17 protein-coding genes are annotated in these 14,063 nt (G+C 68.3%); 3 read left to right on the top strand and 14 right to left on the bottom strand.

Going from position 1 to position 14,063, the window contains the following annotated elements:
- Positions 1-72: 72 nt before the first annotated feature.
- Genes VF536_RS10635 through VF536_RS10615 form a run of 5 tightly spaced genes read right to left on the bottom strand, consistent with a single transcriptional unit; the run spans position 73 to position 4,397 of the window.
- Positions 73-702 carry an SCO family protein gene (locus tag VF536_RS10635; RefSeq protein WP_331614820.1) on the bottom strand — a complete coding sequence of 210 codons (630 nt, stop codon included), beginning with the start codon at positions 700-702 and terminating at the stop codon, positions 73-75.
- 43 nt (positions 703-745) lie between these two features.
- Positions 746-1,654, bottom strand: coding sequence for a heme o synthase (gene cyoE / locus VF536_RS10630; protein ID WP_331614819.1), 909 nt, complete (start codon positions 1,652-1,654; stop codon positions 746-748).
- The gene (locus tag VF536_RS10625; RefSeq protein WP_331614818.1) at positions 1,651-2,868 is read right to left on the bottom strand and encodes a COX15/CtaA family protein; all 1,218 of its coding nucleotides are present in this window, start codon (positions 2,866-2,868) and stop codon (positions 1,651-1,653) included. The genes cyoE and VF536_RS10625 overlap by 4 nt, the downstream gene beginning before the upstream one ends.
- Positions 2,869-2,887: 19 nt before the next feature.
- Entirely contained in the window at positions 2,888-3,616 is a 729-nt protein-coding gene (locus tag VF536_RS10620) for a hypothetical protein (protein ID WP_331614817.1), read from the bottom strand.
- Complete coding sequence (locus VF536_RS10615; protein WP_331614816.1) at positions 3,597-4,397, bottom strand: SURF1 family protein; 801 nt, start codon at positions 4,395-4,397, stop codon at positions 3,597-3,599. Before VF536_RS10615 ends, VF536_RS10620 begins: the two co-directional genes overlap by 20 nt.
- Positions 4,398-4,464: 67 nt before the next feature.
- Here VF536_RS10615 and VF536_RS10610 point away from each other — a divergent pair, with 67 nt between their 5' ends.
- Complete coding sequence (locus VF536_RS10610; RefSeq protein WP_088406345.1) at positions 4,465-4,674, top strand: DUF2909 domain-containing protein; 210 nt, start codon at positions 4,465-4,467, stop codon at positions 4,672-4,674.
- A 123-nt stretch (positions 4,675-4,797) separates the two neighbouring features.
- On the opposite strand, the gene VF536_RS10605 is transcribed toward VF536_RS10610, so the two are convergent.
- The 7 genes from VF536_RS10605 to VF536_RS10575 all read right to left on the bottom strand — a co-directional run bounded on the left by VF536_RS10605 (position 4,798) and on the right by VF536_RS10575 (position 10,901).
- Positions 4,798-5,682 carry a cytochrome c oxidase subunit 3 gene (locus VF536_RS10605; RefSeq protein WP_331614815.1) on the bottom strand — a complete coding sequence of 295 codons (885 nt, stop codon included), beginning with the start codon at positions 5,680-5,682 and terminating at the stop codon, positions 4,798-4,800.
- 25 nt (positions 5,683-5,707) lie between these two features.
- Positions 5,708-5,962 carry a DUF2970 domain-containing protein gene (locus VF536_RS10600; RefSeq protein ID WP_331614814.1) on the bottom strand — a complete coding sequence of 85 codons (255 nt, stop codon included), beginning with the start codon at positions 5,960-5,962 and terminating at the stop codon, positions 5,708-5,710.
- A 29-nt stretch (positions 5,963-5,991) separates the two neighbouring features.
- Positions 5,992-6,633: a cytochrome c oxidase assembly protein gene (locus VF536_RS10595; protein ID WP_331614813.1), complete on the bottom strand. Its 642-nt coding sequence runs from the start codon at positions 6,631-6,633 to the stop codon at positions 5,992-5,994.
- On the bottom strand, positions 6,630-6,749 hold the full coding sequence (locus tag VF536_RS10590) for a cytochrome oxidase small assembly protein (protein WP_331614812.1): 120 nt from the start codon (positions 6,747-6,749) through the stop codon (positions 6,630-6,632). Before VF536_RS10590 ends, VF536_RS10595 begins: the two co-directional genes overlap by 4 nt.
- A gap of 38 nt (positions 6,750-6,787) precedes the next feature.
- Positions 6,788-8,419 carry a cytochrome c oxidase subunit I gene (ctaD, locus tag VF536_RS10585; RefSeq protein WP_331614811.1) on the bottom strand — a complete coding sequence of 544 codons (1,632 nt, stop codon included), beginning with the start codon at positions 8,417-8,419 and terminating at the stop codon, positions 6,788-6,790.
- Positions 8,420-8,519: 100 nt separating this feature from the next.
- Positions 8,520-9,704 (bottom strand): cytochrome c oxidase subunit II, encoded by a 1,185-nt coding sequence (gene coxB, locus VF536_RS10580; RefSeq protein WP_331614810.1) that lies wholly within the window; start codon positions 9,702-9,704, stop codon positions 8,520-8,522.
- A 279-nt stretch (positions 9,705-9,983) separates the two neighbouring features.
- Complete coding sequence (locus VF536_RS10575) at positions 9,984-10,901, bottom strand: biotin synthase (RefSeq protein WP_331614809.1); 918 nt, start codon at positions 10,899-10,901, stop codon at positions 9,984-9,986.
- A gap of 63 nt (positions 10,902-10,964) precedes the next feature.
- Here VF536_RS10575 and VF536_RS10570 point away from each other — a divergent pair, with 63 nt between their 5' ends.
- A complete protein-coding gene (locus tag VF536_RS10570; protein WP_331614808.1) occupies positions 10,965-11,696 on the top strand; it encodes a ComF family protein in 732 nt (243 codons plus the stop codon).
- Positions 11,697-11,720: 24 nt separating this feature from the next.
- Complete coding sequence (gene trmL, locus VF536_RS10565; RefSeq protein WP_331614807.1) at positions 11,721-12,191, top strand: tRNA (uridine(34)/cytosine(34)/5-carboxymethylaminomethyluridine(34)-2'-O)-methyltransferase TrmL; 471 nt, start codon at positions 11,721-11,723, stop codon at positions 12,189-12,191.
- Positions 12,192-12,195: 4 nt separating this feature from the next.
- Here trmL and VF536_RS10560 read toward each other — a convergent pair whose 3' ends face one another.
- Together VF536_RS10560 and VF536_RS10555 are read right to left on the bottom strand one after the other, a co-directional pair.
- The gene (locus VF536_RS10560; RefSeq protein WP_331614806.1) at positions 12,196-13,188 is read right to left on the bottom strand and encodes a tripartite tricarboxylate transporter substrate binding protein; all 993 of its coding nucleotides are present in this window, start codon (positions 13,186-13,188) and stop codon (positions 12,196-12,198) included.
- Positions 13,182-14,063 (bottom strand): NAD(P)H-dependent glycerol-3-phosphate dehydrogenase (locus tag VF536_RS10555; protein WP_331614805.1); only part of this gene is annotated, 882 nt, incomplete at its 5' end. The genes VF536_RS10560 and VF536_RS10555, both read right to left, overlap by 7 nt.

Raw genomic sequence — 14,063 nt, 5'->3', positions numbered from 1 at the left:
GCCGGCCCGATTTGTGGAACATGTGACACGTATGAGGGCCGGCCCCCTGGCCCCCGCAGGCCGATCGCCGGATTACTGCCCCGCGATCAACGCCTTGATGTCGCCCATCAACGCCGTCGCCCCCGCGCCATAGCGCGAGAACACCCGCACCCGCCCCTGCGGATCGAACAGGAAGCTCGCCGCCGTGTGGTCCATGGTGTAGCTGTCCGGGGTCTTCCCGGGCACCTTGGCGTAGTAGATCTTGAACTCCTTGGCCGTTTCCTTGAGCTGCTCCGGCGTGCCGCGCAGCGCGACGAAGCCGGGGTCGAAGCTCTCGAGGTAGGCCTTCAGCAGCTCGGGCTTGTCGCGTTCCGGATCGACGGTGACGAACACGCCCTGCACCTTGTCGCCGTCCGGCCCGAGGGCCTTCTTGACCTGCGCCAGTTCGGCCAGCGTGGTCGGGCAGACGTCCGGGCATTGGGTGAAGCCGAAGAACACCACGACGACCTTGCCCTTGAAGTCTTCCAGCGTGCGCGTCTTGCCGTTCTGGTCGGGCAGGCTGAAGCCGCGCGCGTAGGCCGCGCCGGTCAGGTCCACGCCCTGGAAGCTGGCCTTGGGCGCCGAAGAGAAGCCCAGCTTGTCGCAGCCCGCCAGCAGCGTCGCCGCGCCGAGCGCGCCCAGGCTGCCCAAGGCGCCGAGTCCGAGAGAACGTCGCGAGATCATCCGCACATCCGATCCGAAAGAAGGGTCCGTGGTCCGAGGCAGTTCAACTGATCCAGGGACTGACGTAGTGGTCCAGCAGCAGCGCGCCGAAGAGCAGCGACAGATGCAGGAGCGAGAACATGAAGGTCTTGCGCGCCAGCGCTTCCGAGTACGCCCGCCACAGCTTGAACGCGTGATGGCAGAACATCAGTCCCAGCACGACCGCCGCGGCCAGGTAGAGCCAGCCGCTCATGCCCGTCAGGAAGGGCAGCAGCGTCGCCGCGAACAGCACCCAGGTGTAGAGGAAGATCTGCAGCCGCGTGAACTCGTTGCCGTGCGTCACCGGCAGCATCGGCAGACCCGCCTTGCGGTAGTCCTCGCTGCGATACAGCGCCAGCGCCCAGAAGTGCGGCGGCGTCCACAGGAAGATGATCAGGCACATCAGCCAGGCTTCCGAGCCCAGCTCGCCGCGCATCGCCGCCCAGCCCAGCACCGGCGGCATCGCGCCCGACGCGCCGCCGATCACGATGTTCTGCGGCGTCATCGGCTTCAGGATCATCGTGTAGATGATCGCGTAGCCGACGAAGGTCGCGAAGGTCAGCCACATCGTCAGCGGATTCACCAGCACGTACAGGATCGCCGACCCCAGCGCGCACAAGCCGCCCGAGAACAGCAGCGTCTGGTTGCGACTGAGCTCGCCGCGCGCGGTGGGCCGCCACGCGGTGCGCTTCATCTTGGCGTCGATGTGCTGCTCGATCAGGCAGTTGAACGCCGCCGCCGCGCCCGCCACCAGCCAGATGCCGCCGGTGCCGGCGATCAGGCGCACCCACTCGTCGCCCTGCGGCAGGCCGGGGATCGCCAGCGCCATGCCGATGACCGCGCAGAACACGATCAGCTGCACGACCCGGGGCTTGGTCAGTTGGTAGAACTGCCACCAGCGGGAGGGCATGGCGGCCTGCGTCGCGGAACTCATTTCGAACCCATCGTCAGGATGCCGGCGCGCACGGGCACCGGCTCGATCACATCGCGGGTCGTGCCGGCACGCAGCCGCGCCAGCACGATCGCACACATCAGCAGCAGCGCCGCGGCGCCGCCGGTATGGGCCAGCGCGGCCACCAGCGGCCACCCCAGCACCACGTTGGACAGCCCCGAGGCCAGTTGCCACGCGCCGACCGCCAGCAGGCGGCGCGCCCAGCGTCGGGCTTCGAGACCGCCGCCGTCGTTGCCGCCCTCTCCACCCGTCCGGCTGCCGCCCTGCCGCCACAAGGCCCAGGCCAGCGCCAGCAGCGCGGCGAACACGATCATCGCGCCGCCGCGATGCGCCAGGTGGATCGCCGTCAGCGCCTCGAAGGGCAGCCAGCCGCCGTGGGCGCCGCGACCCAGCTCGCGCCACAGCGTGAAGCCGTGTTCGAAGTCGGTCGGCGGCAGCCATTGTCCCTGGCAGGTCGGGAAGTCCTGGCAGGCCAGCACTGCATAGTTCGTGCTGACCCAACCGCCCAGCGCCACCTGCGCGATCGCGAGCACCGTGAAGGCCGCGAACGCGCGTCTCAATCCCGCGGACCAGGCCAGCGGTTTCGGCGCGTAGGACTCGGCCTGCCAGGCCAGCAGCATCAGCAGCCCCAGCGCAAGCAGCAGGTGCGTCGTCACGATCGCGGGGAAGAGCTTCATCGTCACCGTCCAGGCGCCGAAGAACCCCTGCACCAGGATCCAGACCAGCGACAGCGTCGCCCACCACGGCGACGGCGTCGCCTCGCCGGTGCGGCGGCCGCGCCACCACACCCACCAGCTCACCACCGCCAGCACCACGAGCAGGAAACCGACGCCGCCCGCCATGTAGCGATGCAGCATCTCCATCCACGCCTTGCCGTGCGTCACCGGTCCGGTCGGCATCGCCGTCTGCGCGGCGAGGATCTCGGCCTTCGCGCCGATCGGCGAGGCGCTGCCGTAGCAGCCGGGCCAGTCCGGGCAGCCGAGGCCGGAATCGGTCAGCCGCGTCAGCGCACCGATCAGGATCAGGTCGAAGGTCAGGAAGGTCGCGAGCACCGTCAGCGCGCGCAGCCGCTTGGCTGCTGCGTCGCCGCGATGCCGCCATTGCCACCAGACCAGCGGCACCGCGCCGACGAGCGCGGCCATCGCCAGCAGCTCCAGCAGCGGCTCGAAATCGAAACCGATCGCCAATCCGTTCATGCGCGGGTCGTCCTCGTCATCACCGGCCGGGCTTGTCCCAGCCGGCGTTGGCGCGCATCAGGCGCTCGAGGTCCTTCTTCAGGCGGGACGGCTCCGGCGTGGCCGGCGAGCGCAGCATCCAGCGCCCCATCGGATCGACCAGGAAGAGGTGCTCGCCCATGCGGCGTCCCGGCGCGGCCATCAGCCAGCCTTCGATCGCCGCGCGCGGGGCGCGCAGCACCGTCGCCGGCGCGCCGTGGCCGGTCAGCGCGTCGATCTGCGCCGGCGTCAGCGTGACGTCGTCCGGCACCAGCACCAGCTTGTCGAGCTTGTCGCGGTCCTTGCCGAGCATCTCGCGCAGCTGGCGCTGCATGAAGAGCATGCGCTCGCAGGCTTCGTCGCAGGCGCGGTCCGGCACGTAGGTCAGCAGCCATTGGCCCTTGAGCGATTCGGCCGCCACCGGCGCGCCCTGCAGCGTCGTCAGCGCCATCGCGGCCGGCAGGTCTCGCGTCGGCGTGATCAGGTCGCTGTAGGCGCGGCCGCGCAGGTCCAGCACGTAGAAGCTGAAGTACGACGCGATCACCGGCGCCGCGCAGACCAGCATCACCAGCCACAGCGTCCAACGCGTGCGCTTGGGAGGATCGAGGTCGGGCATCGGCACCGAATGGACCGCCATCGTCACCGGACCGTCCGGCGGCAGCGGCGTGTCGACGGGCGCCGGGGCGGCATCGCGGCCATGGTCGTGCTCGTCACGCATCACGCTGTTCATCGGAGACCTTGGTGGCACGGGCGGCTCGGCCCGCGCGATAGGGAGCGAGGACTTGGAACCAGACATAAAGACCCAGGATCAGCGCCGCAAGTGCAAACCATTGAAATGCATACCCGTAATGCTTGTGGACGTCGACGGCGGGCGGCGGCCAGTGGCGGTGCAGACCGTCGGCGGCTTCCGCCGCGGGGGCCGCAGATGTCGCGGGTGCCGCGCCGCCCGCCGGCGCCATCTGGTCCGGCTCCGTCTGGAGCAGCACCAGCGGCAGCAGTCGCAGACCGGTCTCGGCCTGCAAGGCCGCGAGGTCCACATTCTGCCGGATCGGCCCCGTCTCCGCGTCCCGGCTCAGCGCATAGGCCTTGGACACGGAGGCCGCCAGGCGGCCTTCGATCCGCACCTCGCCCGTCGGGGTCGACACCGGCGGCAGCGCCTCGCGCCGGGCCACATTGCGCGGCGCCCAACCGCGTTGCACCAGGATCGCGTCATGGCGGCCCGCGAGCTTCAGCGGCGTGAGCACGTAGAAGCCGGTGTGGCCGTCCATCACGCGGTTGTCGAGGTAGACCGCGTGCGCCGTGTCCCATTCGCCGACCACCGCGGCGCGGCGATGTTCAAGCGCCGACGGCGGCGGCTGATCGGCCGGCGGCAGCGCGGCGGTCGCGAGCGGCGCCTCCTGCCCGCGTTCGTCGATCGCCCGCTGCATCGTCATTTTCTGATCGGCCCGATCGAGTTGCCAGGTGCCGAGCGACAGCGCCGCCGCCACGCCGGCGATCGTCGCGATCACCACGACGGCGTGACGCCTTCGGGCCCGGCCCGATGGCCCCGTCGGGGCCGGATGGGAATAATCGTCCGCCATGAAAGTCATCGTCCTCATCGCGTTCATCGGCATCCTGGCCGCGCTCTTTTCGGCCGGCATCCTGATGCTGCGCAGGCAGAAGGGCAAGGCCACCATGGCCCGCGCGCTGGCGGTGCGCGTCGGGCTGTCGGTGGCGCTGTTCCTGTTCATCCTCTTCAGCGCCTGGATGGGATGGATCCATCCCACCGGGCTGCCGATCGGCAAGTGATCGGAAGGCGATCATCGCCTGATCCGGCCCCGCGATCCGCTCGTCGATCGAGGTCGCCGTCAAAAGAAAAGCGCCGCATCGAGCGGCGCTTGTTCGTTCAGGGGATCGCGCCGGACGGCGCGGTCACAGCCAGTAGACGATAACGTAGAGGCCCAGCCACACCACGTCCACGAAGTGCCAGTACCAGGCGGCGCCCTCGAAGCCGAAGTGGCGGTCCGGCGTGAAGTGCCCCTTCATCAGCCGCAGCGTGATGAACAGCAGCATCAGCATGCCCACGAACACGTGGAAGCCGTGGAAGCCCGTCAGCATGTAGAAGGTGGAGCCGAAGATGCCCGAGTTCAGCTTCAGGTTGAGCTCGTGGTACGCGTGGAAGTACTCGTAGCCCTGGAAGCCCAGGAAGGTCATGCCCAGCAGCACCGTGATCCACATCCACGCGATCGTCTTGGCGCGTTGGCCCGCGATCAGCGCATGGTGCGCGATGGTCAGCGTGATGCCCGAGGTCAGCAGCAGCGCGGTGTTGATCGTCGGGATCGGCCACGGGCCCATCGTCGCGAACGCGTCCACCGTGCCCGCCGGCGACGCCGTCGCACCGGCGGCGACGCTCGGCCACAGGCCGTTGAAGTCCGGCCACAGCAGCGCGTTGTCCAGGCTGCCCAGCGTCGGGATGCTGTAGCCGCGCGACCAGAACAGCGCGCCGAAGAAGGCCGCGAAGAACATCACCTCCGAGAAGATGAACCAGCCCATGCTCCAGCGGAACGACAGGTCGATGCGGTCGCTGTACTGGCCGGTCTCGCTCTCGCGGATCGCGTCGCCGAACCACTGCTTGAGCGTGAACGCCCACCACAGCAGCCCGAACAGCAGCGACCACTTGCCCCAGTCGTGGCCGTTGATCCACTGGCCCGCGCCCAGGATCACCCAGAACAGGCCGAACGCGGCCATCGCCGGATGCCGCGACGGGCCGGGCACGAAGTAATAAGGCGTGTTGCCATGAGTCGTCGTTGCCGACATGCGTTCTTCTCCTCGAACTCGGTTCTCAGTTCATTGCCGCACCGCTGCTCACCACCCAGCGGACCAGCAGGATCAATCCGACCACGAACACCGCCGCGGCGATGACGCCGGCCGCGATCACGTGCAGCGGATTGAGCTGCGATACATCCTTCTCGTAATCCGATCCCTTGCGCACGCCGAAGAAGGACCAGGCCACCGCGCGCAGCGTGGCCCAGAAGGACCCCTTGCGCTGCATCGCCTGCTTCAGATCCTCGCCCGGCTTCAGGTCATCGGACATCATCTACATCGTCGTTCTGCTCAGCCCGTCGCTCAGGCGCCGGGCTGGATCTTCACGTCGCCCGCGGGCGTCTTCACCGTGGTCGGCGCCGACAGGTTCGCCTGCGCCTTGCCCTTCCCCGCGATCTCGAAGAAGGTGTACGACAGCGTGATCGTGCGCACGTCCTTCGGGATCTTCGGGTCGATGACGAACACCACCGGCCACTCCTTCTGCTCGCCCGGCTTCAGCGTGTACTCGTTGAAGCAGAAGCACTCCAGCTTGTTGAAATACGGCGTCGCCTGCTTGGGCGCGTAGCTCGGGATCGCCTGCGCCGACATGGTCCGCGTCTGGATGTTCTGGAAGGTGTACATCACCGTCGTCAGCTCACCCGGATGGACCGTCAGGTGGCGCTTGGCCGGCTTGAAGTCCCACGGGCCGCGGGCGTTGGCGTCGAACTCGATCGAGATCGTCCGGCTGTAGTCGATCTGCGTGTTCTTCACGTCCTCGGCGCGCACCGCGTGCTGGCGCTCCGACAGCGACAGCACGTTGATGCCCAGCGCGGTGCAGATCGCGCGGTACATCGGCACCAGCGCGTAACCGAAGCACGACATCACCGCCACCACGACCAGCAGCTTGCCGGTCATCCGCAGGTTCTCCCGGCGGATCCAGCTGGCGCGCTTGGTCGGTTCGGTCATGACGCCCCGAGAAACGCGATCTTGACCACGAAGCCGATCCCGAAGATCGCCGCCACGCTGGCCAGGATGAGGGCCAGGCGCAGGTTGCTCTTGCGTTGCTCGGGCGTCGGCGACATCGATCGGTCCTCGGGTTCCGCTGCGGTGGTGATGTCGATCAGGCGATGATCTTCGTGGCCGTCACGTCCAGCTTGGGCGGCGTCTCGAAGGTGTGGAACGGCGCCGGCGACGGCACTTCCCATTCCAGGCCTTCGGCGGCTTCCCAGGGCTTCTGCGGGGCCTTCTCGCCCTTGCCGCGCATCATCGGGATGGCCACGGCGAGGAAGAAGTAGACCTGCATCAGACCGAAGCCGAAGGCGCCGATCGAGGCCACCGCGTTGAAGTCGGCGAACTGCATCGGGTAGTCGGCGTAGCGTCGCGGCATGCCGGCCAGGCCGAGGAAGTGCATCGGGAAGAAGGTCAGGTTGAAGAAGATCAGCGAGCCCCAGAAGTGGATCTTTCCGCGCGTCTCCGAGTACATGACGCCGCTCCACTTCGGCCCCCAGTAGTAGACGCCGGCAAACAGCGCGTACAGCGAGCCGGCCACCAGCACGTAGTGGAAGTGGGCCACCACGTAGTAGGTGTCCTGGAGCTGGATGTCGACCGGTGCGACCGCCAGGATGAGGCCCGTGAAGCCGCCCATCGTGAACACGAAGATGAAGCCGACGGCCCACAGCATCGGGGTCTCGAAGGTCATCGAGCCGCGCCACATCGTCGCCAGCCAGTTGAAGATCTTCACGCCGGTCGGGACCGCGATCAGCATCGTCGCGTACATGAAGAACAGCTGGCCCGTGACCGGCATGCCGGTGGCGAACATGTGGTGCGCCCACACGATGAAGGACAGGATCGCGATCGAGGCCGTCGCGTACACCATCGAGGCGTAGCCGAACAGGCGCTTGCGGGCGAAGGCCGGGACGATCTGGCTCACGATGCCGAACGCCGGTAGGATCATGATGTAGACCTCGGGGTGGCCGAAGAACCAGAAGATGTGCTGGTACATCACCGGGTCGCCGCCGCCCGAGGGCGTGAAGAAGCTGGTGCCGAAATGGCGGTCCGTCAGCGTCATCGTGATCGCGCCGGCCAGCACCGGCATCACCGCGATCAGCAGGTAGGCGGTGATCAGCCAGGTCCACGCGAACATCGGCATCTTCATCAGCGTCATGCCGGGGGCGCGCATGTTGAGGATGGTCACGATGATGTTGATCGAGCCCATGATCGAGGACGCGCCCAGGATGTGCATCGCGAAGATGCCGGCGTCCATCGACGGGCCCATCTGCAGCGTCAGCGGCGCGTAGAGCGTCCAGCCCGCCGCCGGCGCGCCGCCGGGCATGAAGAACGAGCCCACCAGCATCAGCGCCGCCGGGATCATCAGCCAGAAGCTGAAGTTGTTCATCCGCGCGAAGGCCATGTCCGACGCGCCGATCTGCAGCGGGATCATCCAGTTCGCGAAGCCGACGAAGGCCGGCATGATCGCGCCGAACACCATGATCAGGCCGTGCATCGTCGTGAACTGGTTGAACAGCTCAGGATTGAAGAACTGCAGGCCCGGATGGAACAGCTCGGCACGGATGCACAGCGCCAGGATGCCGCCGACCATCAGCATCGTGAAGCTGAACAGCAGGTACATCGTGCCGATGTCCTTGTGGTTCGTCGCGAAGACCCAGCGCCGCCAGCCTGTCGGGGCGTGGTGGTCGTGGTGATCGTCATGGTCATGGGCATGACCGGTCGGGTGGTCGAGCACTGCACTCATGTCAAATCCTCGGTGGCTAGTCGCCGTGGCGATCTGGCGTTCAATCGTTCAGTCGAAGCGGGAGCGGGTCGGGGGTCAGGTCATGCGCGCGTGACCGGGGTCACTTGGCGCGCTCCGCCACGACTTCCGACGGCTGCACGATCTGGCCGGTCTTGTTGGACCAGGCGTTCTTCGTGTACGTCACGATGGCGGCGATCTCGCTGTCCTTGAGCACCGTCTTCCAGGCCGGCATCTGGCCCTTGCCGTTCAGCACCAGATGGAGCTGCTGCGTGTGGTCGTCGGCCTTCACGATCGCGGAACCGTCCAGCGCCGGGAACTGGCCCGCGCCCTTGCCGTCGGCCTTGTGGCAGACCGCGCAGTTGGCGTCGAACAGCTTCTGGCCGCGGGCCTGCAGCTCGTCCATCGTCCAGACCTTGCTCGGATCGTCCGCCTTGGCGGCGATCTTCTTCTGTTCCTCGCCGACCCAGGCGCTGTAGTCCTTGGCGCTGAGCACCTTGACGTGGATCGGCATGTACGCGTGCTCCTTGCCGCAGAGCTCGGCGCACTGGCCGTAGAAGTCGCCGACCTGTTCGGCCTTGAACCAGGTGTCGCGCACGTATCCGGGGATCGCGTCCTGCTTGACGCCGAAGGCCGGCACCATCCAGGCGTGGATCACGTCGTCGGCGGTGGTGATGATGCGGATCTTCCTGTCGACCGGCACCACCAGCGGGTTGTCGACCTTGAGCAGGTAGTTGTCGACCTGGCCGGGATGGCCGGAGTCCGACAGCGCGCGGTGCGAGGCGTCCAGCGTCGAGACGAAGCCGATGCCCTCGCCCTCGCCCTTCAGGTAGTCGTAGCCCCACTTCCACTGGTAGCCGGTGGCCTTGATCGTGATGTCGGAGTTGGTGGTGTCCTTCATCGCCACGACGACCTTGGTCGCGGGCAGCGCCATCAGGATGACGATGATGAAGGGCACGACGGTCCACGCGATCTCGACCTTCACGCTCTCATGGAAGTTCGCGGGCACGGCGCCCTTGGACTTCCGGTGCTTGAAGATCGAATAGAACATGACCCCGAACACGGCGATGAAGATCGCCAGACAGAGGATCAGCATCATGTTGTGCAGCCACATCTGCTCGTGCGCGATCTTGGTGACCGGCGGGTGCAGATTCAGCTGGTTGACGGCCGGGCCTCCGGGGAGGTCGTTGACCGCCAAGGCGACCTGGCTGGCCAGCGCGGCCGTCAGGCCGAACGCGAGCTGGCTGCAGCGGCGCCCCAGTTGCACACAACTGTGTTCAATCGTCATGGTCGTCTCTTTATCCAGTCTTTCTCAAGCTCTTGTCACCCAGGTCTCTTCCAGGCGGCTTTGGTGCTCGAGCCCGCTCGTAGCGCGGGCTCCGGCGCCAGGCGATGGCGGAAACCTACGGGGCCAGCAGACGTACTCCAGTCGGGGGCGGATTCTAGCCCACCCCCCTGGCGCACTATGACTGGGCGCGACGCGCCGAACCGCCCAGGATTACCCGCAGAATGGTGCGCTCTCGCCCTCTGGCAACGCGCGGCTAGCCGAGCCCGCGATGGACGGGGGTCAGTGTTTGCCCGCGCCGCGCACCATCGCCCGCATCTGGTCCAGCGAGACCTCGGTGGTGGCCGCGATCTTCACCTTCGGTTGAGGCTTGAACGCATGGCCGTAGACCAGTTCGATGCTCAGCGACAGGCGGCCGTCGGCGCCGCGCAACGACTCGAGCGCGTGCATGAGCCGCTCGCGCCATGCTTTCGTGCGCAGACCGCGCAGGCGGGCCGGTGCGAGGTTGCCGCCCAGCGCGCGAAGATCACGCAGCAGGTCCTGCGGCGAGCCCCAGGTCAGCGTCAGATGCTCCTGGTCCATCACCGGATCCGCGAAGCCCGCGTGCACCAGCAGGTCGCCAAGGTCGTGCATGTCGACCCAGTCCGGTGCCGGCGGCCCCCAGCCCTCGCGGGCGAAGATCGGGCGCAGTTCGATGAAGCTGTCGGGACCGAGGCACGAGAACATCAGGCAGCCTTCGACCGACAGGCCGGCGTGCCAGCGCTTCACGAGCTCGGGCTTGTCGGACTCGGCGTGGAGTTCCATGTTGGACCACGCCAGTTGCGCGGCGCCGGGAGGCGGCTCGGCAATGAGCTCGGTCGGTGCGCTGCCGCGCAGCTTGTCCACCATCGATTGCATGAAGCCGCGCTTGAGGCGCTGCGCGAGCAGCGCGCGCACGTCGGCGTCGGGTTCGAGCCACAGCTGCGTGGCTTGCGGGTAGTGCTGGCGCAGGCCTTCATCACCGCCGCCGACGGAGGGCCGGCTCTGCAGCACGGCCGTCGGCTGCAGCCGGATCACCGGCAGCCGGTCCAGCATGCGCGCGGCCACTTCCTGATGCAGCCACGGGGCCTGGTCCGATGCGGCCAGGCGACGGCGCTGCCGGAGCGCCGCGCCCGCATCGATCTGCTGTGTGCTCGGCGGCAAGGCCTCATCTCCAGTCATGGGGCGGGATTGTAGGCGGCCATGCTTGACCTGTTCCGGCGCCGGGCATTGGCGCGATCCTCGATGGCAAGCGGCCTCGCGCGGCTCTGGCCGGGGCAGTGCGCGTTCTGCCGATGCTGGTGCCGCGGGCCGCTGTGCGAGGACTGCGAAGTGCAGCACCCGGTCGACGCGGGACCGCGTTGCGCGCTCTGCGCCCTGCGGCTGCCGGCCGGCACGCGCGCCACGGGCGCGATGCGCTGCGGGCGTTGCGCATCGCATCCAATGCCGCTGTCGCGTTGCGTCGCGGCGATGGACTACGTGTTCCCATGGGACCGGCTGCTGCTCGGGCTCAAATTCGGCGAGCGGCTGGAGCACGCGCCGCTGCTCGCGGCGCGGCTGTCGCGGGCGATCGCACTGGCGCAGGTCGAGCCGCCCGATCTGATCGTGCCGGTCCCGCTCTCCACGCAGCGCTTGCGCGAGCGCGGCTACAACCAGGCGCACGAGATCGCGCGGCGACTCGCCCTCCCCTCCGGGATGCAGTCGCAGTCAGCGTTGCAGGCGCAGCGACAATCACGCCTTTGCGCGCTGACCCTGATGCGCGTGCGCCACACCGACCAGCAGGCGCAGTTGCCGCTCGACGAGCGCCGCGGCAACCTGCGCGGCGCGTTCGCCGTCGTGAAGCCGGTGCACGGGCTGCGTGTCGCGATCGTCGACGACGTCATGACCAGTGGCGCCACGCTGCATGAGGCCGCGCTGGCCTTGCAACGCGCGGGCGCCCGCGACGTGCAGGCCTGGGTCGTCGCGCGCACGCCCTGATTCCTGTGGAAAGAGCTTCGCCCCATGTTCAACATCGTGCTGGTCCATCCGGAGATTCCGCCCAACACCGGCAACGTGATCCGGCTCGCGGCCAATACGGGCTGCCGGCTGCATCTGATCGAGCCGCTGGGGTTCTCGATGGAGGACAAGCTGCTGCAGCGCGCGGGTCTCGACTATCACGAGTACGCGCCAGTGCTGCGGCATGCGGACTGGGAGCGCTTCATCGCCGCCGAGCAGCCCGACGCGACGCGCATGTTCGCGTTCACGACGCGCGGCAGCCGGCTGCTGCCGTCGGTCGAACTCAAGCCCGGCGACTGGCTGGTCTTCGGCTGCGAGACGGCGGGCCTGCCAACGGCGCTGCGCGACAGCTTCCCGCTCGAACAACGCGTGCGCCTGCCGATGCGCGAAGGTCAGCGCAGTCTGAACCTCAGCAACGCGGTAGCGGTGGCGGTGTTCGAGGCGTGGCGGCAGAACGGCTACGCCGACGGCGGCTAAGCCGCTATTCGCGCTCCAGCTTCAACTGCTTGATCAACGCGCCCCAGCGCTTGCGTTCGTCGCTCATGAGGCTGTCGAGCCCTTCGGGCGAGGTGCCCGCCGCACTGAAGTACAGCGGCAGCAGTTCGCGCCGGAAGGCATCGCCACGGACGATGCGGATGACCTCGTCGGCCACGCGACGCACGATCGCTTCGGGTGTTCCAGCCGGCGCCAGCAGCGCCTGCCACGAGGTGGCTTCGAAGCCGGGATATCCGGACTCGGCGACCGTCGGCAGTTCCGCGAGCGCGCCGAAGCGCCCGGCGCTGGTCACTGCCAGTGCCTTCAACTTCCCGGCCTTCACCTGCGGCATCGCGATCGCCGGCACCATGAAGCCCGCGTGGATCTGGCCGGCCAGCATCGCATTCACGACCTGCGGGAAGCCGGCATACGGCACGTGCACGAGCTTCAGCCCGGCGCGGGCGATGAATGATTCCATCGCCAGATGCGCGGCACTGCCGATGCCGATGCTGCCGTAGTTCAACGCCCCCGCGCGCTGCTTCGCCAGCGCGACGAACTGCGCGAGCGTGTCCACGCCGAGCGACGGCGGCACGACCAGCACGTTCGGCGAACTCGCGATGAAGCTGACCGCTCGCAACTCGCGCTGCGGGTCATAGGGCAAGGACTTCGCGAGCAGCGGCGCGGTGATCAACGGCCCCTGGATCGTGAACAGCAGCGTGTGCCCATCCGGAGCGGCCTTCGCGACTGCACCGGTGCCGATGTTGCCGCCCGCGCCCGGCTTGTTGTCGATGACGATGGCCTGGCCGAGCGCCTGTGCAAGCGGCTCGGCGAGATAACGTGCGATCAGATCCGGCGAGCTTCCGCCGGGGAACGGCACGACGAGTCGGATCGGCCGGGACGGCCACGTCGTCGCCGCGCGACCGGATAACGGCCACGCGCCGAACGCGGCCGTGGCAGCCGTGGCGGTGGCCGCTGCGATCAACCCGCGACGCTTCACCACTCGGCCTTCGCCTGGCGCCCCATCAGCGCGTCCAGGGCTTCATGCGTGGTCATGCGGCCTTCCAGGACTTCCACGACCGCGGCGGTGATCGGCATGTCGACGCCGGCTCGCTGCGCGCGCGCCAGCACGGTCGGCGCGCTGTAGACGCCTTCGGCGACGTGGCCCAGCTTCACGAGGATGCCGGGCAGGTCCAGGCCCTCGGCGAGCAGCAGGCCGACGCGGCGGTTGCGCGACAGATCGCCCGTGGCCGTGAGCACGAGGTCGCCCAGGCCCGCGAGCCCGAGCAGCGTCTCCTGCTGCGCGCCCAGCGCGAGCGCGAGCCGCTGCATCTCGGCGAGCCCGCGCGTGATCAGCGCGGCACGGGCGTTGAGTCCTGGCCCCTTCACGCCCTTCGCCTCGGCAACGAGGCGCAGCCCATCGGCGATGCCGACAGCGATCGCCATCACGTTCTTCACCGCGCCGCCGACTTCGACGCCGACCGGATCGGCGGACGAGTACACGCGCAGCCGTTCGCTGTGGAAGGCCGACACGCCCAATTGCGCGAGCGCCGCGTCACCCGACGCGGACACCAGCGCGGTCGGCTGACCCGCAGCCACTTCCTGCGCGAAGCTCGGCCCCGACAGGATGCCGGTGGCCAGCTGCGGCGCCACCTCGCGCGCGATCTCGTGGCCCAGCAGCCCGGTGCCGGCCTCGAAGCCCTTGCACAGCCACTGCGCGCGCGCGCCCGCCGGCAGTTGCGCCAGCATGCCCCGCAGGCCCGACATCGGCGTCGCGACGACGATCAGGCCCTCGCGGCCGTGCGCGAACGCGCCATCGAGGTCGTCGGTCAGTGCCAACGCCGCCGGCAGCGGCGAATCCGGCAGGTAGCGGACGTT

Source organism: Roseateles sp. (assembly GCF_036486225.1).
GTDB lineage: Bacteria > Pseudomonadota > Gammaproteobacteria > Burkholderiales > Burkholderiaceae_C > Roseateles.
The sequence above is the reverse complement of the archived record's forward strand: the minus strand, read 5'-3'. Positions and strand labels throughout refer to the sequence as shown.